This window comes from Pseudomonas fluorescens, assembly GCF_001648775.1.
Taxonomy (GTDB): Bacteria; Pseudomonadota; Gammaproteobacteria; order Pseudomonadales; family Pseudomonadaceae; genus Aquipseudomonas; species Aquipseudomonas fluorescens_M.
The window spans coordinates 172,789-192,820 of the sequence record NZ_LVEJ01000008.1 but is presented as its reverse complement, the minus strand read 5'-3'; the positions used below and the strand labels follow the sequence as shown (position 1 = coordinate 192,820).

At 59.0% G+C, this 20,032-nt stretch carries 18 protein-coding genes; 6 read left to right on the top strand and 12 right to left on the bottom strand.

Annotation, left to right across the window (positions count from 1 at the left end):
• Nucleotides 1-39 precede the first annotated feature (39 nt).
• The 4 genes from A8O26_RS09550 (at nt 40) to A8O26_RS09535 (ending at nt 3,584) form a co-directional block, all read left to right on the top strand.
• Nucleotides 40-390, top strand: coding sequence for a hypothetical protein (locus A8O26_RS09550; protein WP_064117816.1), 351 nt, complete (start codon nt 40-42; stop codon nt 388-390).
• Nucleotides 380-694: a helix-turn-helix domain-containing protein gene (locus A8O26_RS09545; protein ID WP_064117785.1), complete on the top strand. Its 315-nt coding sequence runs from the start codon at nt 380-382 to the stop codon at nt 692-694. Before A8O26_RS09550 ends, A8O26_RS09545 begins: the two co-directional genes overlap by 11 nt.
• 173 nt (nt 695-867) lie before the next feature.
• The gene (locus A8O26_RS09540) at nt 868-2,193 is read left to right on the top strand and encodes an OprD family porin (RefSeq protein ID WP_064117784.1); all 1,326 of its coding nucleotides are present in this window, start codon (nt 868-870) and stop codon (nt 2,191-2,193) included.
• Between the two features lie 179 nt (nt 2,194-2,372).
• A complete protein-coding gene (locus A8O26_RS09535) occupies nt 2,373-3,584 on the top strand; it encodes an acyltransferase family protein (protein WP_064117783.1) in 1,212 nt (403 codons plus the stop codon).
• Between the two features lie 289 nt (nt 3,585-3,873).
• On the opposite strand, the gene A8O26_RS09530 is transcribed toward A8O26_RS09535, so the two are convergent.
• From A8O26_RS09530 to A8O26_RS09505, 6 genes are all read right to left on the bottom strand, one after another.
• Nucleotides 3,874-4,254 carry a DUF6124 family protein gene (locus tag A8O26_RS09530; protein ID WP_064117782.1) on the bottom strand — a complete coding sequence of 127 codons (381 nt, stop codon included), beginning with the start codon at nt 4,252-4,254 and terminating at the stop codon, nt 3,874-3,876.
• A 352-nt stretch (nt 4,255-4,606) separates the two neighbouring features.
• Nucleotides 4,607-4,939 (bottom strand): DUF2790 domain-containing protein, encoded by a 333-nt coding sequence (locus A8O26_RS09525; RefSeq protein WP_064117781.1) that lies wholly within the window; start codon nt 4,937-4,939, stop codon nt 4,607-4,609.
• A 78-nt stretch (nt 4,940-5,017) separates the two neighbouring features.
• Nucleotides 5,018-5,221: a co-regulatory protein PtrA N-terminal domain-containing protein gene (locus A8O26_RS09520; protein WP_064117780.1), complete on the bottom strand. Its 204-nt coding sequence runs from the start codon at nt 5,219-5,221 to the stop codon at nt 5,018-5,020.
• A 212-nt stretch (nt 5,222-5,433) separates the two neighbouring features.
• Nucleotides 5,434-8,583: a CusA/CzcA family heavy metal efflux RND transporter gene (locus tag A8O26_RS09515; protein ID WP_064117779.1), complete on the bottom strand. Its 3,150-nt coding sequence runs from the start codon at nt 8,581-8,583 to the stop codon at nt 5,434-5,436.
• Between the two features lie 14 nt (nt 8,584-8,597).
• On the bottom strand, nt 8,598-9,785 hold the full coding sequence (locus A8O26_RS09510; protein ID WP_064117778.1) for an efflux RND transporter periplasmic adaptor subunit: 1,188 nt from the start codon (nt 9,783-9,785) through the stop codon (nt 8,598-8,600).
• Nucleotides 9,786-9,834: 49 nt separating this feature from the next.
• Nucleotides 9,835-11,082: a TolC family protein gene (locus A8O26_RS09505; RefSeq protein WP_064117777.1), complete on the bottom strand. Its 1,248-nt coding sequence runs from the start codon at nt 11,080-11,082 to the stop codon at nt 9,835-9,837.
• A 535-nt stretch (nt 11,083-11,617) separates the two neighbouring features.
• Here A8O26_RS09505 and A8O26_RS09500 point away from each other — a divergent pair.
• Nucleotides 11,618-12,292, top strand: coding sequence for a heavy metal response regulator transcription factor (locus A8O26_RS09500; RefSeq protein ID WP_064117776.1), 675 nt, complete (start codon nt 11,618-11,620; stop codon nt 12,290-12,292).
• Nucleotides 12,289-13,722 (top strand): heavy metal sensor histidine kinase, encoded by a 1,434-nt coding sequence (locus A8O26_RS09495; protein WP_064117775.1) that lies wholly within the window; start codon nt 12,289-12,291, stop codon nt 13,720-13,722. Before A8O26_RS09500 ends, A8O26_RS09495 begins: the two co-directional genes overlap by 4 nt.
• A 341-nt stretch (nt 13,723-14,063) precedes the next feature.
• Here A8O26_RS09495 and A8O26_RS09490 read toward each other — a convergent pair whose 3' ends face one another.
• The 6 genes from A8O26_RS09490 to A8O26_RS09465 are packed head-to-tail and all read right to left on the bottom strand — an operon-like array spanning nt 14,064 to nt 20,011.
• On the bottom strand, nt 14,064-15,806 hold the full coding sequence (locus tag A8O26_RS09490) for an ABC transporter substrate-binding protein (protein ID WP_064117774.1): 1,743 nt from the start codon (nt 15,804-15,806) through the stop codon (nt 14,064-14,066).
• A gap of 48 nt (nt 15,807-15,854) precedes the next feature.
• Nucleotides 15,855-16,127 (bottom strand): DUF2160 domain-containing protein, encoded by a 273-nt coding sequence (locus A8O26_RS09485; RefSeq protein ID WP_007912485.1) that lies wholly within the window; start codon nt 16,125-16,127, stop codon nt 15,855-15,857.
• Nucleotides 16,128-16,137: 10 nt separating this feature from the next.
• Complete coding sequence (locus tag A8O26_RS09480) at nt 16,138-16,938, bottom strand: carbohydrate ABC transporter permease (RefSeq protein WP_008083745.1); 801 nt, start codon at nt 16,936-16,938, stop codon at nt 16,138-16,140.
• 9 nt (nt 16,939-16,947) lie between these two features.
• On the bottom strand, nt 16,948-17,814 hold the full coding sequence (locus tag A8O26_RS09475; protein WP_007912484.1) for a carbohydrate ABC transporter permease: 867 nt from the start codon (nt 17,812-17,814) through the stop codon (nt 16,948-16,950).
• Nucleotides 17,811-18,917: an ABC transporter ATP-binding protein gene (locus tag A8O26_RS09470; RefSeq protein WP_064117773.1), complete on the bottom strand. Its 1,107-nt coding sequence runs from the start codon at nt 18,915-18,917 to the stop codon at nt 17,811-17,813. The genes A8O26_RS09475 and A8O26_RS09470 overlap by 4 nt, the downstream gene beginning before the upstream one ends.
• Nucleotides 18,917-20,011: an ABC transporter ATP-binding protein gene (locus A8O26_RS09465; protein WP_064117772.1), complete on the bottom strand. Its 1,095-nt coding sequence runs from the start codon at nt 20,009-20,011 to the stop codon at nt 18,917-18,919. Before A8O26_RS09465 ends, A8O26_RS09470 begins: the two co-directional genes overlap by 1 nt.
• Between the last annotated feature and the right edge of the window lie 21 nt (nt 20,012-20,032).

Below are 20,032 nucleotides of genomic sequence, written 5' to 3'. Positions count from 1 at the left end.
ATTATCGAGACAACACTATACGCGGGTAACGTACAGAACATGGATGCTCTATTTATCGAATTGCCTGTGTTTCAGAAGCACCGAGACGACTATCTGGATGACGATCTGTTTCGCAGCTTTCAACTGGAGCTGTTGAAAAATCCGGAAGCGGGCGATCTCATCGAGGACACGGGCGGGCTTCGCAAAATTCGCTTTGGCGACCAACGAAGAGGGAAAGGTAAACGCAGCGGATTGCGAGTGATTTATTACTGGTGGTCAGGCTTCGATCAGTTCTGGCTCTTTACCGTCTACAACAAAAACGAGCAGGACGATTTGACGCCTGCCCAGAAAAAACTTTTCAGAAAAACACTGGATAAAGAACTCAATGCGAGAAGCCACTATGAAACGTGACATTTTTTCCGAACTGATGGATGGCCTGGATGCATTGGCCGATGAACGCCAAGGCAAAATCACCTTGCGTACCCACAAGGTTCAGTTGCCAAAACTGATGCCGATCACTGCGGAGGAAGTGGTAGCCATCCGTCAGCAACTTAATCTTTCCCGGTCAGTATTCGCGATGTACCTACGCACCAACACGCGAACGCTCGAAAACTGGGAGCAAGGACGAGCAACGCCCAATGCTCAGGCCACAACCCTGATCCGTCTGGTCGAGCGTTTTCCACAGACAATCGAACAACTCGCAGCCCTGACCTGACACAGGGTTCTAATTCCAGCCACATGACGAAATTGTAATTCCCTCATCACCTTGGCGTTATCCGCAGCTTGCAACGATGTTACCCGGCGACCATGCCGGCGGGCCCTGCCCCGCCGAACAATAAAACCCACGCCGACGCACGTTCCCGTTCTGCCGAACCCTAGGAGTGTTTGATGGTTAACAATTCAAAAATATCGCTGGCCGCTTTAGCGGTGGTGGTCGGCTCAGGGCCGTCCATGGTGTTTGCAGAAGACAAGCCCGAAGGCTTTGTCGAGGGCAGCAGCCTGACGGTGCTCAACCGCAACTTCTACTTCAATCGTGACCATCGCGATGGCCAGTCCAGCCCGACCGGCAACGGTTATTCCGAAGCCTGGGCGCATGCGCTGATCAGCAAGTTCGAATCCGGTTTCACTCAAGGCACCGTCGGGTTTGGGGTCGATGCGTTTGCGATGATCGGGCTGAAACTCGACAGCGGTGACGGGCGCAACGGTGGGCGCAGTTCGTTTGATGTGTTGCCGGTCAACAGCGACGGCGAGGCGCGGGACGAATACACCAAGGTCGGTGGCGCCGCAAAAGTGCGGGCATTCGATACGGTGGTCAGGGTCGGTGATGTGTTCCCGGCCAACCCGGTGGTCGCGGCGGGTGACTCGCGTTTGCTGCCGGAAAGCTTTCGCGGGGTGACGGCGAGCAACACCAGCATCGAAGGTCTGTCGGTGCAGGGTGGTCGATTGCATGCGATGAGCCAACCGGTGTCGAGCGACATGCGCGAAAACTTCGCGACCTTCTACGCCGGCCCGGTCAATTCACCGTGGATCGCCTACGGCGGTGGCGATTATGTGCTGAACAAGAACCTCAGTTTCAGCCTCTATTCGAGTCGCCTGAAAGACGCGTGGAATCAGTACTACGCCGGCACGGCCTGGACTTATCCGCTCTCGGATGACCTTTCACTGTTCGGGGGCCTGAACTATTACAAGGCCGTCGATGAAGGCAAACAACTGCTCGGCGAGTTCGACAACAACATCTGGAGCGGCCGCGTTGGCGTGAAACTCGGCGCCCATTCCGTCGCCCTCTCCCACCAGCGCAACAACGGTAACGACGACTTCGATTATCTGCGCCAGTCCGATTCGATCTTTCTCGACAACTCGATCCAGTACAGCGACTTCAACTCGCCGAAAGAGCGTTCGTGGATGGTGCGTTATGACCTCGACATGAGCACCTATGGCGTACCCGGTTTGTCGTTCATGACTCGTTACGCGCGCGGCACTGATGCCGACTATTCCAACGCCAACGCCGTGTACATGCGCCGTGACGCCGAAGGCAATCCGCTGACCGACCAAAAGCGCTGGGAGCGCGATTTCGAAGTCAAATACGTGGTGCAAAGCGGTTCGATGAAAGACCTGTCACTGCGCTTGCGCCAGGCCACCACTCGCGCCACGGCGTTCGAGTCCGATCTGGATGAAGTGCGGGTGATTGTCGAGTATCCGCTGGCCATTCTCTGACTGATTGGTCGATACCCATTCACCTTTAGAAGCTCCTTGCTCCTTTGGTAAGAGGTGAATTTTTTGGCGTCCTTCGGGGCGCCTTTTTTTGCGTTGGAAAAAGCCATCGTTGCCTTGACCGAACCGCAGGCCACCTGCCATCTTCGCCTGCGCGGACAAACAACAATAATGAGGGACCGATGAGTAGCGGTAAAAACCTGGAAATCGAGTACTTGCGCGGGGCGGCTGTCGGGCTGACCTTCTTCAGCCATGTCACCATGATGCTGCCGTTCCATGCCGATACGCTGCTGAAAATATTCTCGATTTACATGCCCTGGACCGGAGTGGACCTGTTCTTCTGCATCTCGGGTTTCGTGGTGAGCAAGGCGTACCTGGACTACTTCGACAAACACCGCGCGCAGGGTCAGTTTGGTCTGGCAGCGGCGTGTTTCTGGCTGCGCCGCGCCTATCGTCTACTGCCGACAGCGTGGCTGTGGATTCTCATGCCACTGTGCTTCTCCATCGTTTTCAACCAGTCGAACGCCTTCGGCTCCTGGTTCGATAATCTGCACAGTGTCACCGCTGTCGCGACATTCAGCGCTAACCTTGCGCATCGATACGGTGCGCTATTGGGCTCCAGCCCTCAATACTGGAGCCTGGCGCTGGAAGAACAGTTCTACCTCGTCTTCCCGTTTTTTCTGCTGTTAATCAGCGCACCACGCTGGCGGGTCATTGCCCTGTTCGCGCTCATTGCCCTGCAGTTCGGTCTGGATCGAAACCCTTTCGGCACCCCGACAAGCAGCCTGCTCGCAAACTTCCGCCTCGACGCCCTGCTCTGGGGAATTATCCTGTGCCTGTTCACCCGCACCCGCCTCTATCAGCAGATAGAACCACTCGGGTTGGGTCGGGGGGCGCTCAAACCGCTGCTGTGCACGCTGTTTTTGCTCTACCTGCTGGGCGCCGTTGCCATACACCTGATTGCCCTGCCGATTGCGGTCGGCATGGTCGCGATCGTCGCGCTGGTGATTGTCTGGTTGGCGAGTTACCAGAAAGGCTACATCTATTGCCCGGTGTTCATGCGCGCTTTCATGCAGTGGCTCGGCTCACGGTCGTATGGCCTGTACGTGATCCACGTGTTTACCAACCACTTGAGTACCGAGATCTGGACGCGGGTGGCCGCCAGTCAGGGTGTGCCGCTGGACGGGCGTTTTACCCTCGAGCTGGTGCTGACGTCGGTGGTTGTGCTGGTGGTGTTGAGTGAGCTCAACTACCGCTTTATCGAAACACCGCTGCGCCTGCGCGGTGCAGAGATTGCCCGACGTAAATTGAACCATGAGGCCGCGTCAGTGCCAGCCGTTGCGGTTGATGCAGACTCACCTTTAGAAGCGCCTTGCTCCTTTGGTAAGAGATGAATCTTTTGGCGTTCTTCGGGGCGCCTTTTTTGCTCTGCGTTTTGCCGTGGTTAAGTTTTCCAGGTTCAGGCCCGGCCCTCACCCTAGCCCTCTCCCAGAGGTAGAGGGGACTGACCGAGTTGGTTGTTGAAGATACATCGACCTGAAAAACCGAGGCGTACTGTGGTTTTGAATGGCTTGAAGATCTGCTCCCTTTCCCCCTCGCCCCCCTCGGGGGAGAGGGCTGGGGTGAGGGGGCAGGATTTTGAGGCCAGCGCAAAAACAACGGCTAAAAACTGGCCATTGATAACTACGCCGCAGGTTCCACGTTATCCAGCGCTTTGTTCACCGCCAGTTCGCCAAGCATGACGACCTGCGCGATACCGAGCAGGGTTTTGCGATGGGTGCCGCCCAGCATCGCGGCGAAGTCGCCGAGCATCACCGTGGCCGAGGCCAGGGATTCGCTGGCGTTTGCCAGTAATGATTCAGTGTCGGCTTTCGGATTGACCAGGAACATCTGGTTGGGGAGGTACGGTGCGGACATGATGGCGGCCGACGGTTTAAGGTAGAAGTCGAGGGCGCGGTCGGCGGCTTCGTGGAGCTTTCGGGTGTCGATGGAGGCGTAAGGGGATGTTGAGTTGGCGTCGGGGATGGCATCTGTTTCGGGGGGATTGGGTGTTGGCTTTTTCATAATGTTTTTACTCAGCTTCAAGGTGGAGCTGGCCCTTTCGGTTCCACGCGAAAGGGTGGCAGCTGTACGCAGGTTGGAACCCGGGCAACTGAGCAAACCCGACAGACTCGAAGTCTCCCGCGCACAGCCGCCATAACGGAGTGCACACATGAAAGTGCGCAAGCATACGTCATGAACAGTGCGTCTTGCTTCAGTTGAGCCGCGGGGTTCCAATCCCGATCGCTGAATTGGCAGCGACCCACACACACTAGAGAGCCAACGTCCGACGGACAACCTGAAAACATTGTGGGAAGGTTCTGCTTTTCCAACACAAACTTTAAACATCACGAATTGAAATACACAACGTGCGCCATCAGCTCCCGCCGTTTCGACACACACCCATCACGCTGTACTTGATGGTGTTGAGCTGACCTTTGGAATCCTCGTAGGTCATCGCGGTGGGCACGACATTGCACGCAGGCTGCGGCTTCACCACGCTCACCACTTTGACCACGTCCAGCTTCATGCCGTACGCGTAATCCTTCACCACCGGTGGCGCCTTGCCCTGGTTGGCGGCGTACTGCTCCATGGCTTTGGCGTTGGCGCTGAGCGCGCGTTCAAAAGTGCGGTCACCGCCACCTTCGGCCAGCACATTCACAGACATAGCCATGACCGCGGCGAATGCAATCAACTTGAGTACTTTCATATCCATTTCCTTCCCGTCCGGGCGTAAAAAAAGCCCGGCATCGATGCGCGATATCGGGCTTGTTCAGGTGCTACAGGCTTACAGGTCGCGGGTCTTGTCGTCTTTCTTGTCGTTGACGACCACCGGGTTGCCAGCGGCTTTTTCCTTGGCGACGAACAACTCCATGGAGCGGTCGTTGCTGGTCATCATCCGCTCGAATGTGCGGTCGCCGCCGCCTTCGGCCAGGGCCACGGAAGAGATCGCCAGAGCGGTGACGAAGGTAGTGAGTTGGGTAAGTTTCATGTTTGATTCCTCGTTTAAGTAGCTGACGGGATCAAGGTAACAATCCGAACCTTTCGTGACGGTGGCGTGGAAATTACATATCCGTTATCTCCCGGTTCAGTGCACGGAACCCCTGTGGGAGCGAGCCTGCTCGCGAAAGCGGTGGTTCAGTCACATCATTGTTGACTGACAGATCGCCTTCGCGAGCAGGCTCGCTCCCACAGGGGGATTACCTATTTAGTTGGAACAGTGTCCTCATCACGGCGATGGGCGAGTTGATAGAGCGCCGGCAATATCAGCAGCGTGAGGATCGTGGAAGACAGAATCCCGCCGATCACCACAGTCGCCAGCGGACGCTGCACCTCCGCACCGGTGCCGGTCGCAAGGGCCATCGGAATAAACCCCAGCGACGCCACCAGCGCCGTCATCAACACCGGCCGCAGACGCGTCAGCGCGCCTTCGTGGATGGCATCGGAAAGAGACCGCCCCTCCTCACGCAAATTGCGAATAAACGCAATCATCACCAAGCCGTTCAACACCGCCACCCCCGACAACGCGATAAACCCGACACCCGCCGAAATCGACAGCGGAATATCGCGCAACCACAGCGCCATGACCCCGCCAGTCAACGCAAACGGAATCCCGGTAAACACCAGCAAGCCGTCCTTGAGGTTGTTGAACATCATGAACAACAAGCCGAACACCAGCAGCAGCGCCACCGGCACCACGATCTGCAAGCGTTTGGCCGCCGATTGCAGTTGCTCGAACTGCCCGCCCCAACTGGTCCAGTAACCGGCCGGGACTTGCACATCACGTTCGATCACCTCACCAGCCTCGCTGACGAACGAACCGATGTCACGCCCGCGCACGTTGGCGCTGACGATCACCAGGCGCTTGCCGTTCTCGCGGCTGACCTGATTCGGCCCGAGCACCAGATCCAGGCTGGCGACGTCTTGCAGCGCAATGAAACCGATCTGATTGGCCGAGCCAGTCACTGCGGGCACCGGAATCAGCAGCGCCGACAAGCCGTCGATGTCCTTGCGCATCGCATCGGACAAGCGCACGACCATGTCGAAACGCCGATCGCCCTCATACAACGTCCCGGCCTTACGCCCGCCGACCGCAACGGCAATGGTGTCCTGCACGTCACCGACATTGAGCCCATAACGCGCCGCTTTATCGCGATCAATGTTGATGGTCAGCACCGGCAGCCCGGTGGTTTGCTCGACCTTGACTTCGGATGCACCGTTGACCTTTTGCATCGCTGCGGCAATCTTCGCCGCCGTGGCATTGAGCACGTCCATGTCATCGCCGAACACCTTCACCGCGACATCGCTGCGTACGCCGGAGATCAGCTCGTTGAAGCGTAACTGGATCGGCTGCGACAACTCATAGTTACTGCCCGGCAAGGTTGCCGCAGCGGCTTGCAGTTCCGCCATCAAGGTTTCGCGTGACTTGCCAGGATCCGGCCACTGCTCTTTCGGCTTGAGCATCACGTAGCTGTCGGAGATGTTCGGCGGCATTGGATCGGAAGCGATTTCGGCGGTGCCGGTGCGCGCGAACACGCGCTCGACTTCCGGCACCTTCGCCAGAATCAAAGTCTCCAGACGCTGCTGCATGTCCACCGATTGCGTCAGGCTGGTGCCCGGCACGCGCAACGCTTGCAGGGCAAAATCCCCTTCGCTGAGGCTCGGCACAAACTCGCTGCCCATACGACTGGTGAGCACGCCGCTGAGCACGATCACACCCAGCGCCGCACCAACAGCAACGGCGCGATGGGACATCACCCACGCCAGCGCCGGCGCATACACACGACGCGCGCCGCGCATCACCGCGCCCTCTTCTTCCTTGACCTTACCGGTCACGAACAGCGCAATCGCCGCCGGCACAAAGGTCACGGAAAGCAGCATCGCGCCAAGCAAAGCGATGACCACGGTGAACGCCATCGGGTGGAACATTTTTCCTTCGACGCCGCTCAGCGCGAAGATCGGCAGGTACACGACCATGATGATCAACTGGCCGAAAATCAGCGGTCGCCGCGCCTCTTTCGCTGCGGCAAAGACTTCTTTGAAACGCTCAGCGCGAGTCAACAGTCGCCCATGATGCTGCTGCGCATGGGCCAACCGACGCAGGGTGTTTTCAACAATCACCACCGCACCGTCGACGATGATGCCGAAGTCCAGCGCGCCCAGGCTCATCAGGTTGGCGCTGACCTTGTTGCTGAACATGCCGGTGAAGGTGAACAGCATCGACAGCGGAATGACCATCGCGGTAATCAGCGCCGCACGGATATTGCCGAGGAACAGAAACAGAATCGCGATCACCAGAATCGCGCCTTCGATCAGGTTCTTCTTCACCGTGGCGATGGCTTTGTCGACCAGGTGCGTGCGGTCGTAAACCGGCACGGCGACCACACCTTGGGGCAAGGATTTGTTGATCTGTTCGAGCTTGCTCGCAACCGCTTGCGACACCGTGCGGCTGTTCTCGCCGATCAACATGAACACGGTGCCGAGCACCACTTCGCGACCGTTTTCCGTGGCCGCGCCGCTGCGCAGTTCACGACCGATTTCCACCGTCGCCACGTTCTTCACCCGTATCGGCGTGCCGTCGACATTGGCCATGACGATGTTGGCGATGTCCTCGGTGCTCGCCACTTGCCCCGGCGCACGGATCAGCAACTGCTCGCCGCTGCGCTCGATATAACCGGCGCCGACGTTGGCGTTGTTGCGCTCCAGTGCGGTGACCAGATCGGTGAGGGTCAGCTTGTAGGCCGCCAGGCGTTTCGGGTCCGGCGCGATCTGATATTCCTTGGCGAAACCGCCGATGGTGTTGATCTCGGCCACGCCCGGCACGTTGCGCAATTGCGGCTTGATGATCCAGTCCTGAATCACCCGCAGATCGGTCGGCGTGTAGGTTGTGCCGTCGTCCTTCACAGCGCCTTCCTTCGCTTCAACCGTCCACAGAAAAATCTCGCCGAGGCCGGTGGAAATCGGCCCCATCACCGCTTCCGCGCCTTCGGGCAATTGCTCCTTGGCGATCTGCAAGCGCTCGTTGACCAATTGGCGGGCGAAGAACAGGTCGGTGCCGTCCTTGAAAATCACCGTGACCTGCGACAGGCCCGAACGCGACAGCGAACGGGTCTGCTCCAGTGCCGGCAAACCGGCCATGGCAGTTTCAATCGGGAAGGTGATGCGCTGCTCGGTTTCCAGCGGCGAGAACCCGGCGGCACCGGTGTTGATCTGCACCTGGACGTTGGTGATGTCGGGCACGGCGTCGATCGGCAGTTTTTGATAACTGGCGATGCCGAGGCCGGCCATGAGCAGAACGGCGAGCAGGACGATGATGCGCTGCTCGATGGCAAACTGGATCAGGCGTTCGAACATGGGATTCTTCCGGATCAGTGGCTGTGCTCGGCTGAGGCTTTGCCCAGTTCCGATTTGAGGACGAAGCTGCCAGCGCTGGCGACTTGCGCGCCCGGTTCCAGGCCTTGGGTGATTTCCACGTGGCCGGCGGCGCGACTGCCCAGTTCCACCGCGCGCGCTTCGAAACCGTCGTCGGTGCGGACGAACACCGTGGGTTTGTCCTCGACGGTCTGGATCGCGGTTTCCGGCACGGCGACTTTCGCTTCGCGGCTGTCGGTCGCCACCAGCGCAGTAACGAACAGGCCGGGACGCCACGAGCCTTGCGGGTTTTCCAGCGTCACGCGAACGGTCGCGGTGCGGGTTTGTTCGCCGAGCAAACTGCCGACATACGCCACCGTGCCGGCGACTTCAGCATTCAATTCCGGTGCGCTGACGGTCACCGCTTTACCCACTTGCACCTTGCTCAGATCCTTCGGTGAAACGCCGAACGTCACCCACACCCGGGACAAATCCGAAAGCGTGAAAGCCGCCGTGGTTTCATCAACCACTTCCCCCGGCGTCAGGTGTTTTTCCACCACCACGCCGTCGAACGGTGCGCGCAATTCGTAGCGATTGCCGCCGGTGGCGACCACGCTGCCGCTGAGCACGCTGATCTTCTGCTGCGCATTGCTCAGGGCAATTTCAGCCTCCTGCAACGCTTGGCGCGCCTGGAGGAAATCCTGTTCGGCAGAAATCTTGTCCTGCCAGAGCTTTTTCTCGCGTTCATAGGTGGTGCGCGCCAAGGCCAAACGGCGTTGCGCGGCCGCCTGTTCGCTGCGCTGATCGGAGATCTGTTGACTGGCGATCACCGCCAGTAACTGGCCCTTCTTCACCGTCTGCCCGAGATTGACCGCCACCGACTCGACCACGCCCGGCACACGTGGCACGACGTGGGCGGTGCGGTCCTCGTCAAAGCGCACTTCGCCGGGGAACGGCAGGCCGCGGCTGATGGTTTGCGCCCGCGCTTCGGCCAGTTGAATGCCGGCGGCAGTGATTTGTTCGGCGCTCAGTTCGATGTGCCCTTCTTCGGCATGTTCCGCCGCTGCACCTTCTTGCGCGTGATCGGCGTGTTCAGCGGCCTCATCGGCATGCGCGTCGATGCTTGAGTGACCTGACCACTGCGAGCCGATGCCAATGCCCAACGCCAACGTCGCCACCGCGACCACCATCAATTTTTTATCCATGGAAACTCCTCTGCGCCGAGCCATCGCGCAGTTGTCTGAAAAGTGAAATTCAAGGGCTGACGCTGAGGTCGCCGAAGATCCGTTCGATGCGTACGCGGGCGTCGGTCGCTTCGCTGACGGCCTGGATGTATTGGCTGCGAGCGCTGATCAACGTGCGTTGCGCATCGAGCACATCGAGGAAGCCGAACTTGCCCATTTCGAAACCGCGCGTGGCGCTGTCGACCGCACTTTGCGCGGCGGGCAGAATGGTCTGGTTGAAGGCTGTGACTTCACCGTTGGCGGTCTGCCATTGCTCAAGGCTGGTCTGGACTTCGGTGCGCAAACGCAGCTCGGTGGCGTTGCGCAGATCCCGCGCCTGATCGGTTCGGCGCGCGGCCGCGAGGACGTTGCCCTGATTGCGGTTGAACAGTGGGATCGGCATCGACAGCCCGACCACGTTGACCCGCTCGCGCTCGGTTTCGCTGTATTGGCTGCCGATGCTTACGGTGAGATCGGGAATGCGCTGGGATTTTTCCAGTCCCAGCGACGCTTCACGCTGAGCGATCTGCAGTTTGGCTAGTCGCAGCTCGGCGGTGTCGTTCAGACGCTCAAGCAATCTTGTCGGTGGAGCAATGGCCGGCATGCTTTGCGTGGGCGCCTGCACCGTGGTCGACGTCGGTAGCGGCGCGCCCATGACCTGCGCCAGTTGTTGGTACGCGGTGGCCTGATCGCGTTCGGCGCGGCTCAGTTCAAGGCGCACTTGCGAGAGTTGCACTTGCGCCCGCGTGCCTTCGACCGGCGACGATTTACCCGCTTCGATGCGCCCTTGCGCAACGCGTAAACCGTGCTCGGCCAATTGCAGGGACTGCCGGGACAGCTGCAAACGTTGTTGCGCGGTCTGCGCGCTGTTGAACGCCTGAATCACATCGGCACGCAACGCATTGCGCTTGCGCTCCAGTTCAATCCCGGCAGCGTCCTGCGCACGGCTGGCGACGTCGATCCGTGCGCCGCGTTTGCCGCCCAGTTCGATTGGCTGGCTGAGCATCACCGTGGTCGTGCGCGAATCGCGGCGGGTGTCTTCGGCTTCCCACGACACTTCGGGGTTAGGGATCAGCCCGGCCTGCTGACGATCACCTTGGGCGATGCCGATTTCCCACTGCGCAGCGGCCAGCTCCGGGTTGCCGGCGAAGGCGCTTTGCAGGGCTTGATCCAGGGTCAGGGTCGAGGCGTTCGCCAGGCCGGCGCTGGCCAACAACACCAGGCCGCTGACTGTTTTTTTCAGGCGTGATCGCGCCGTCAGTTCAATTAAACCGGGCAATGGCAGACTTCCTTTATTCAAGATTTTTCAATGCCGCCACGGTAGGGTTTTGAACTTATCGACAAGGTGACTGAAACATTACAAATCCGTTATCCACGGTTTGCCGAAGTTGTTTTGTTCTAGGATGCGAAGTGCTGGCGGGGTTATCGAAATACATCGAAACAAAAACACGGTAGTTATCTGCTGAATTGCACTTGCCGGAATAAAAGTCATGGGGATTTTGTGGCTTGCGCTGCGACCGGCTGTCGCAGAGCACCGTTTTAAAGCGCTTGTTGGTTGACCCTGTAGCCACTACAACCTTTATCGTCCGGACTTCCCCTCACCCCAGCCCTCTCCCGGGGGGAGAGGGAGCCGACCGAAGTGTCTTGCGTTATTTATCGACCTGTTACATCAAGTTGATTACGGATTCAACAAAGTTTTTGCACGTCGGTGTAGTTCTGAACTATCCCGCATTCAGTCCCCTCTCCCTCTGGGAGAGGGCTAGGGTGAGGGCCTTTTGTAATTTAATACCCATTAATATAAGTGGTGAAAGATCATGCGAATCCTTGTCATCGAGGACGAGCTTAAAGCTGCCGAATACTTGCATCAGGGTTTGACCGAAAGTGGATATGTGGTTGACCACGCCGCCACTGGCGCCGATGGTTTGCACCTGGCGCAGCAACAGGCCTATGACCTGATTATTCTCGATGTGAACCTGCCCGAACTGGACGGCTGGGGCGTGCTTGAACAACTGCGCAAAACCCACGCCACGCGGGTGATGATGCTCACCGCACGCGGGCGTCTGGCCGACAAGATCCGTGGCCTCGATCTGGGCGCCGACGACTATCTGGTCAAGCCGTTCGAATTCCCCGAACTGCTCGCGCGGGTACGCACCTTGATGCGCCGCAGCGAAAACATCCCGGTGCCGCAGGTGCTGAAAGTCGCTGATCTGGAACTCGATCCGGGCCGCCATCGCGCGTTTCGCGGGCAACAGCGGATCGACCTGACCACCAAGGAATTCGCCCTGCTGCATTTGCTGATGCGCCAGTCCGGCGAAGTGCTGACCCGTACGCAAATTATCTCGCTGGTGTGGGACATGAATTTCGATTGCGACACCAACGTCGTTGAGGTGTCGATCCGTCGATTGCGAGCGAAGATCGACGACCCGTTCGACAGCAAACTGATCCACACCCTGCGCGGCGTCGGCTATGTGCTGGAGGCACGGGAATGAAGCCCGCCAGCCTGTCGATGCGCCTCGGTCTGACGGTGAGTATTCTCGGCGCGCTGTTGGTGGTGTTTCTGGCGATCCTCGCCTATTTCGCTCTGACCCATGAACTTAATACGCTGTCGCGCGACAGCCTTGAAAAGAAGATGGCGCAGGTCGAACACAGCCTGTCGCTGTACGTCGACGCCAATGAAATCAGCGGCAAGCCGCACATTCTGCTCGATCAGGTCATGGGGCATGACAACCTGACCCTGACGATTTATGACCGTTTGAACCAGCGTTCACCGCTGCTCAAGTCCGGCAGTGGCTTGAGCGATCCACGGGTTGAATTGAAGGCCGTACGGGCGACCACCGAGCAACTGGCCTACTCCGACAGTATCGATGCTGAGGGGGCGAAATTCCTCACGGTGTCCAAGCTGATTCGTCTCAAGGATGGCAGCAGCGTGCCGGTGCTGTTGTCGATGGACAACGCTCACGACCAAGCCTTGCTCAGCGCTTACCTGCGCTCGACGCTGATTGCCTTGCCGCTGTTGCTGGTGTTCATCGGCCTGACCGCGTGGGGCGCGGTGCAACGCGGATTGGCGCCGCTGCGGGAGTTTCGCAAAGTGGCGGCGATGGTCTCGACCCAGGACCTCGAGCATCGGCTGTCGATGGTGAACATGCCGCAGGAGCTGAGCGAACTGGCGCAAGGCATCAACTTCATGCTGCATCGGCTGGATGCCGGGGTGCAGCAGTTGTCGCAGTTCTCCGACGATCTTGCGCATGAGCTGCGCACGCCAATCAATAACCTGATGGGCAAGGCGCAGGTGACCCTTTCGCGCGAACGCAGTGTCGATGAGTACAAGGACGTGCTGGTGTCGTGCACCGAGGAACTGGAGCGCGTGGCGCGGATTGTCTCGGACATGCTGTTTCTCGCGCAGGTCAGTCATCCGTCGGCGCTGGCGCCGTTTGAAGCGGTGGCGCTGGAGGTTGAAGTGGCGAAAGTCGCCGAGATGTTTTCGTTGTCGGCGCAGGACAAGGATATTCACTTGAATGTCATTGGCAGCGCACAGGTGATGGGCGATCGGTTGATGATTCAGCGAGCGATTTCGAATTTGCTGTCCAACGCATTGCGCCATTGCCCGAACGGGAAAACCGTGACACTGCTGGTCGAACAGAGTGCGACGCAGGCATCCCTGCTGGTCAGCAACCCCGGCGCGGGAATTGAGGCGCAACATCTGCCGTATCTGTTCGACCGCTTCTACCGCGTCGACAGCAGCCGCTCTCGTTCGCAGGGTAGCACCGGGTTGGGGCTGGCGATCGTGCGCTCGATCATGAGCCTGCATCAGGGGGTGGCGGAGGTTAAGAGTTTGCCGGGGGCGATGACCGTGTTCCGGCTTGGGTTTCCGGCGGTGCCGCCAATGGCCCCTTCGCTTGCAGGCAAGCTCCCACAGTGATTTGCGGGGTACTCAGGTTTTGTGGGCACCACTGAAACCTGTAGGCCTTCGCCTGCGAGCAGGCTCGCTCCCATAGGGACAGTAGTCATTCACAAAATGTGTGGACGCCGCCAAAACCTGTGGGAGCGAGCTTGCTCGCGAAAGCGTCGGATCTAGCGATATCCATGTCGAATGTCAGAAAGCAATCGCTTGCAGGCAAGCTCCCACAGTGGTTCCAAGTGCACTCGGAATTTGTGAGCGACGCAGAAACCTGTGGGAGCTTGCCTGCAAGCGAATACGGTAGATCAGGCAGCAAAGAAAACGGCACCTTGCGGTGCCGTTCGCCTTTCACATTTCAGCTGTTACTTACGCGCATCCGCCCACGATTTCAGCAGTTCGTTGTAGCTCACGGTCTCGCCTTTCGGCTTCTCGTTGGCCAGTTTCGGTTTCGGTGCGCCCGGTTGATCAAACCAGTATTGCGCGTCGCGTTCCGGGTTCATTTTCGGTGCGCAAACGGCTTGGGCCTTGGAGCGTTCCAGACGCGTCATGATCGCGTCCTGATCCTTCGCCAAGCCATCCAGCGCCTGTTGCGGGGTCTTCTCGCCGCTGGCCGCTTCGGCGATGTGGCTCCACCACAATTGCGCCAGACGCGGATAGTCCGGCACGTTGGTCCCGGTCGGGGTCCACTGCACGCGGGCCGGGCTGCGGTAGAACTCGACCAGACCACCGAGTTTCGGCGCCAGATCGGTCATCGCTTGCGAGTTGATGTCCGACTCGCGAATCGGCGTCAGGCCGACGATGGTTTTCTTCAGCGACACGGTTTTCGAAGTGACGAACTGCGCGTACAGCCACGCTGCCAGCTTCTGTTTCTCAGGCGTGGATTTCATGAACGTCCACGAACCCACGTCCTGATAACCGAGCTTCATGCCCTCCTCCCAATACGGCCCTCGCGGCGATGGCGCCATGCGCCATTTCGGTGTGCCGTCGGCGTTGACCACCGGCAGGCCCGGTTTGGTCATGTCGGCGGTGAATGCGGTGTACCAGAAAATCTGCTGGGCGATGTTGCCTTGCGACGGTACCGGCCCCGACTCGGAGAAAGTCATGCCCGCCGCTTCCGGTGGCGCGTACTTCTTCAGCCAGTCGACGTACTTGGTGGTGGCGAACACCGCCGCCGGGCCATTGGTGTCGCCGCCACGGGTCACGCTGGAGCCGACAGGGTGGCAATCCTCGACACGAATCCCCCACTCGTCCACCGGCAAACCGTTGGGCAGCCCCTTGTCGCCGCCCCCGGCCATGGAGAACCAGGCATCGGTGAAACGCCAGCCCAGCGACGGATCTTTCTTGCCGTAGTCCATGTGGCCGTAAACGCGTTTGCCGTCGATTTCCTTGACGTCTTCGCTGAAGAATTTGGCGATGTCTTCATAGGCCGACCAGTTCACCGGCACGCCCAATTCGTAGCCGTACTTTTCCTTGAACTTGGCTTTCAGGTCGGCGCGCTCGAACCAGTCGGCGCGGAACCAGTACAGGTTGGCGAATTGCTGATCGGGCAATTGATAGATCTTGCCGTCCGGCGCGGTGGTGAACGAGATGCCGATGAAGTCCTTGATGTCGAGGGTCGGCGAAGTGAAGTTCTTGCCTTCGTTGGCCATCAGGTCGGTGATCGATTCGGTCTTGCCGTAGCGAAAGTGCGTACCGATCAGATCCGAGTCGTTGACCCAGCCGTCATAGATGTTCTTGTCGGACTGCATCACCGTCTGCATTTTCTCGACCACGTCGCCTTCTTGCAGCAAGTCGTGGGTGAGCTTGATCCCGGTGATTTCGGTGAAGGCCTTGGCCAGCACCTTCGACTCGTATTCGTGGGTGGTCAGGGTCTCGGAAACGACCTTGATTTCCATGCCGCGAAACGGTTCGGCGGCCTTGATGAACCACTTCAATTCTTCCAGTTGCTGCTCGGCCGTCAGGGTCGACGGTTTGAATTCACTGCCGATCCATTTTTTCGCCGCGTCTTCGTAGGCATCGGCCCACGCGGCGGCGCTCAAACCGCTGAGTGCCAGCATGGCTGCCAATGAAATGCTATGTCGCAGCTTATTGTTTTTGTCGAACATAGAGACCTCCTGTTTAGGATTTCGGAGCACGGTTGCCGATTGACTCGACTAGCCCCAACGCATCACAGCCAACAGCCACACCAGGGACAACGCGGACGCCACCCAGATGCTCCAGTCGGTGGCGCCGATCACCAGCAAATGCAGGTAGGCGCTGCCGAGAAGACCGATAAACAAACGATCACCACGGGTGGTGGCAATCGGCAGAAAACCTCGCCGCAGGATGCTCGGCGAACGCAGTTCCCAAGTGGTCATGCCGACCAGAATCAGGCCGATGACGATGAAGAAAGCTGCGGTAGGCGTGGTCCAACTCATCCATTCCATCATCAGCTCCTCAGACCCGACCGAGGGCAAAGCCCTTGGCCACGTGGTTGCGAACAAACCAGATCACCAGCATGCCCGGCAGAATGGTCAACACCCCCGCCGCTGCCAGCACACCCCAATCGATACCCGAAGCGGAAACCGTGCGCGTCATGACGGCGGCGATCGGCTTGGCATTTACCGAGGTCAACGTGCGCGCGAGCAGCAATTCGACCCAGGAAAACATGAAGCAGAAAAACGCCGTGACGCCGATGCCGGAGCCGATCAGCGGGATGAAAATCTTCACGAAGAACTTGGGGAAACTGTAGCCGTCGATGTAGGCGGTTTCGTCGATTTCTTTCGGCACACCGGACATGAAGCCCTCAAGAATCCACACCGCCAATGGCACGTTGAACAGGCAGTGCGCCAAGGCTACGGCGATATGCGTATCGAACAGGCCAATCGACGAATACAGCTGGAAGAACGGCAGCAGAAACACCGCCGGCGGCGCCATGCGATTGGTCAGCAGCCAAAAGAACAGGTGCTTGTCGCCGAGAAAACGGTAACGCGAAAACGCATACGCCGCTGGCAACGCCACGCTCAGCGAAATCACCGTGTTCAGGCTCACGTAATACAGCGAGTTGAGATAGCCGTTGTACCAACTCGGATCGGTGAAGATCACTTTGTAGTTCGCCAGCGTAAAGTCCTGTGGGAAAAGCGTCAGGCCGCCGAGGATTTCGGTGTTGCTCTTGAATGACATGTTCAGCAGCCAGTAAATCGGCACCAGCAGGAACAGGATGTACACCAACAACGGAATAAGCTTTCTTTTGCTCATGGCCGGGCCTCAGCGGTTGGCGTCGGAGTGCGTCATGGCGGTGTAAAACAGCCAGGACACCAACAGGATGATCAGGAAGTACACCAGCGAAAACGCCGCTGCCGGACCGAGGTCGAATTGCCCTACGGCCATCTGGGTCAAGGTCTGACTCAAGAAGGTCGTGGCATTGCCCGGCCCGCCGCCGGTGAGCACGAACGGCTCGGTGTAAATCATGAAACTGTCCATGAAGCGCAGCATCACGGCGATCAGCAGCACGCTTTTCAGCTTGGGCAATTGAATATGGCGGAACACCGCCCAGGCCGAGGCGCGGTCGATGCGCGCAGCCTGGTAATACACGTCGGGAATCGCGCGCAAACCAGAGAAACACAGCAACGCAACCAGTGAAGTCCAGTGCCAGACGTCCATCACCAGCACCGTTACCCAGGCGTCCATGGTGTTGGCCGCGTAGTTGTAGCTGATGCCCATCGCGTTGAGGCTCGAACCCAACAGACCAATGTCGGCGCGGCCGAAAATCTGCCAGATGGTGCCGACCACGTTCCACGGGATCAGCAACGGAATCGCCAGAATGATCAGCACCACCGACGACCAGCGGCCCTTGGTCGGCATGGTCAGCGCGACGGCAATGCCCAGCGGAATTTCAATCAACAACACGCACGCCGAGTAGATGAACTGACGCAGCAACGAGTCGTGCAGACGCGGATCCAGCAGCACTTGCTTGTACCAGTCAGCGCCGACGAAGTAGCGGCTGGACTGGTCGAAGATGTCCTGCACCGAATAGTTGACCACGGTCATCATCGGGATCACCGCACTGAATGCCACCAGCAGAAACACCGGCAACACCAGCCACCAGGCCTTGTTGTTCTGCACCTTGTTCATGGCTGCACCTCGTCGGCTTCAAGCAGAAATTCATCGGCATAGACCATCAGCCACTGCGCCGGAAAACTGATGTACGCGGTGCCCTGCGGCACTGGTTTGTCCTCGGTGAGGCGTACTTTCAGCGGCGCGCCGTCGAGGTCGAGGGTCATGATTTTGTAGGTGCCGAGGTCTTCGACGTGTACGACTCTGGCCTGCATCGCGTCATCAAACGGCTCGTCCCAGACATGAATGAACTCGGGACGGATGCCGACCTTGAGATTTTTCCACTGGCCGTGTTCGATATGTCGCTGCATGGCGTCGGACAACGGCAGGTGCGTCGAGGCGAAACCGACACCGCCCGGTTGCGGCTGCACTTCGATCAGGTTCATTCCCGGGCTGCCGATGAAATAGCCGACAAAGGTGTGGCTCGGCCGCTCGAACAATTCCCGTGGCGTGCCGAACTGGACAATCTGACCGCCGTACATCACCGCGATCTTGTCGGCGAAGGTCGAAGCCTCGAGTTGATCGTGGGTGACGTAGACCATGGTGATGTTGAACTGCTCATGGATCTGCTTGAGCTTGCGCCGCAGTTTCCACTTCAGGTGCGGGTCGATCACCGTCAGCGGTTCATCGAAGAGGATTGCGGAAACGTCGTCGCGGACCAGACCACGGCCCATCGAGACTTTCTGTTTTTCGTCGGCGGTGAGGTTGCGCGCCTTCTTGCTCAGCAGGTTTTGCAGGTCGAGGACTTCGGCGATTTCCTGCACCTTGCTGTGTACTTTCGCCTCGGCCATGCCCTGATTGCGCAAGGGGAAAGCCAAGTTATCGAACACGGTCATGGTGTCGTAGACCACCGGAAACTGAAAAACCTGAGCGATGTTGCGCTTCTCCGGCGTCAGGTCGTTGACCGCTTTGCCGTCGAACAACACGTGGCCCTGCGAGGGGCTGAGCAGGCCGGAAATGATGTTGAGCAAGGTCGACTTGCCGCAACCCGACGGCCCGAGCAACGCGTAGGCGCCGCCCTGCTCCCAGACGTGATCCATCTCGCGAATCGCGTAATCCTCCGCGCCGCTCGGGGTTTTGCTGTAGCTGTGGGCGAGGTGCTGCAAACGGATTTCGGCCATCAGGCAACCCTCGCGACACGCCGGCCCGGTGCTTGCACCAGACGGCCCTGCGCATCGAAAACGAACAGTTTGTGGGTCGGGATGTAAATGCGGATCGGCGCATCGACGTCGTATTCGTGAACGCCGGGCAGATGCAGCACCAGCAGGAAATGTTCGTTGCGCACGTGCAGGAAGGTTTCCGAACCGCTGATCTCGGCGACTTCGACGGTGACGGCCAATTCCAGATCGTCATCGTTGCTCGGCACCAGCGAGATGTGGCTGGGGCGCACGCCAAAACGGAACTCGCCCTCGCCCACCGGGCGCAGATCAACGTTCAACGGGAAGTGCACGAAGTTGGCAAAACTCACTTCGTTGCCAGCGATGCGCCCGGGCATCAGGTTGATCGGCGGCTCCGAGAACAGTTCGGCCGCAAGCACGGTTTGTGGCTGGTGATAGACCGAGGTCGACGGGCCGCTCTGAATCACCCGGCCTTCATGAAGAATGGTCGTGGTGCCGCCGAGTGCCAGCGCTTCGTTGGGCTCGGTGGTGGCGTAGATCGCGATGGTGTGGCGCGCCTTGAACAGCTCGCGCATTTCCTGGCGGAGTTCTTCGCGCAGTTTGTAATCGAGGTTGACCAGCGGCTCATCGAAGAGGATCAGCTCAGCATCCTTGACCAGCGCGCGAGCCATGGCGGTGCGTTGCTGTTGACCGCCGGACAGCTCCAGCGGATAGCGCTGCAGAAACTTCTCGATGCGCAGCATCTTCGCGGTTTCCTGCACTTTGCTGTGGATGATCTCTTTTGAGACGCCGGCCTGTCGTAGCGGCGAGGCAATATTCTCGAACACGGTCATGGTCGGGTAGTTGATGAACTGCTGATAGACCATCGACACGTTGCGCAAACGCACCGGGCGTTGGGTGACGTCGACGCCGTTCATCAGGATGCGACCGCTGTCAGGCTTGTCTAAACCTGCCATTAAACGCATGAGGCTGGTTTTGCCGGACAGCGTGCGGCCGAGCAAAACGTTGAAGGATCCGGCTTCGAATTTCAGGCACGCATCGTCGATCCAGGTCTGGCCCTCGACGGTACGGCTGACGTGCTCCAGGGTGAGTGACATGGCTCGGCCTTTTTATTATTG

Coding starts and splice junctions, on each gene's coding strand:
- A8O26_RS09535 (WP_064117783.1), top strand. CDS start 2,373: ATGAGTAGCGGTAAAAACCTGGAAATCGAGTACTTGCGCGGGGCGGCT.
- A8O26_RS09510 (WP_064117778.1), bottom strand. CDS start 9,785: ATGGATAAAAAATTGATGGTGGTCGCGGTGGCGACGTTGGCGTTGGGC.
- A8O26_RS09520 (WP_064117780.1), bottom strand. CDS start 5,221: ATGAAACTTACCCAACTCACTACCTTCGTCACCGCTCTGGCGATCTCT.
- A8O26_RS09490 (WP_064117774.1), bottom strand. CDS start 15,806: ATGTTCGACAAAAACAATAAGCTGCGACATAGCATTTCATTGGCAGCC.
- A8O26_RS09480 (WP_008083745.1), bottom strand. CDS start 16,938: ATGAGCAAAAGAAAGCTTATTCCGTTGTTGGTGTACATCCTGTTCCTG.
- A8O26_RS09540 (WP_064117784.1), top strand. CDS start 868: ATGGTTAACAATTCAAAAATATCGCTGGCCGCTTTAGCGGTGGTGGTC.
- A8O26_RS09515 (WP_064117779.1), bottom strand. CDS start 8,583: ATGTTCGAACGCCTGATCCAGTTTGCCATCGAGCAGCGCATCATCGTC.
- A8O26_RS09465 (WP_064117772.1), bottom strand. CDS start 20,011: ATGTCACTCACCCTGGAGCACGTCAGCCGTACCGTCGAGGGCCAGACC.
- A8O26_RS09550 (WP_064117816.1), top strand. CDS start 40: ATGGATGCTCTATTTATCGAATTGCCTGTGTTTCAGAAGCACCGAGAC.
- A8O26_RS09495 (WP_064117775.1), top strand. CDS start 12,289: ATGAAGCCCGCCAGCCTGTCGATGCGCCTCGGTCTGACGGTGAGTATT.
- A8O26_RS09485 (WP_007912485.1), bottom strand. CDS start 16,127: ATGGAATGGATGAGTTGGACCACGCCTACCGCAGCTTTCTTCATCGTC.
- A8O26_RS09470 (WP_064117773.1), bottom strand. CDS start 18,917: ATGGCCGAAATCCGTTTGCAGCACCTCGCCCACAGCTACAGCAAAACC.
- A8O26_RS09530 (WP_064117782.1), bottom strand. CDS start 4,254: ATGAAAAAGCCAACACCCAATCCCCCCGAAACAGATGCCATCCCCGAC.
- A8O26_RS09475 (WP_007912484.1), bottom strand. CDS start 17,814: ATGAACAAGGTGCAGAACAACAAGGCCTGGTGGCTGGTGTTGCCGGTG.
- A8O26_RS09500 (WP_064117776.1), top strand. CDS start 11,618: ATGCGAATCCTTGTCATCGAGGACGAGCTTAAAGCTGCCGAATACTTG.
- A8O26_RS09525 (WP_064117781.1), bottom strand. CDS start 4,939: ATGAAAGTACTCAAGTTGATTGCATTCGCCGCGGTCATGGCTATGTCT.
- A8O26_RS09545 (WP_064117785.1), top strand. CDS start 380: ATGAAACGTGACATTTTTTCCGAACTGATGGATGGCCTGGATGCATTG.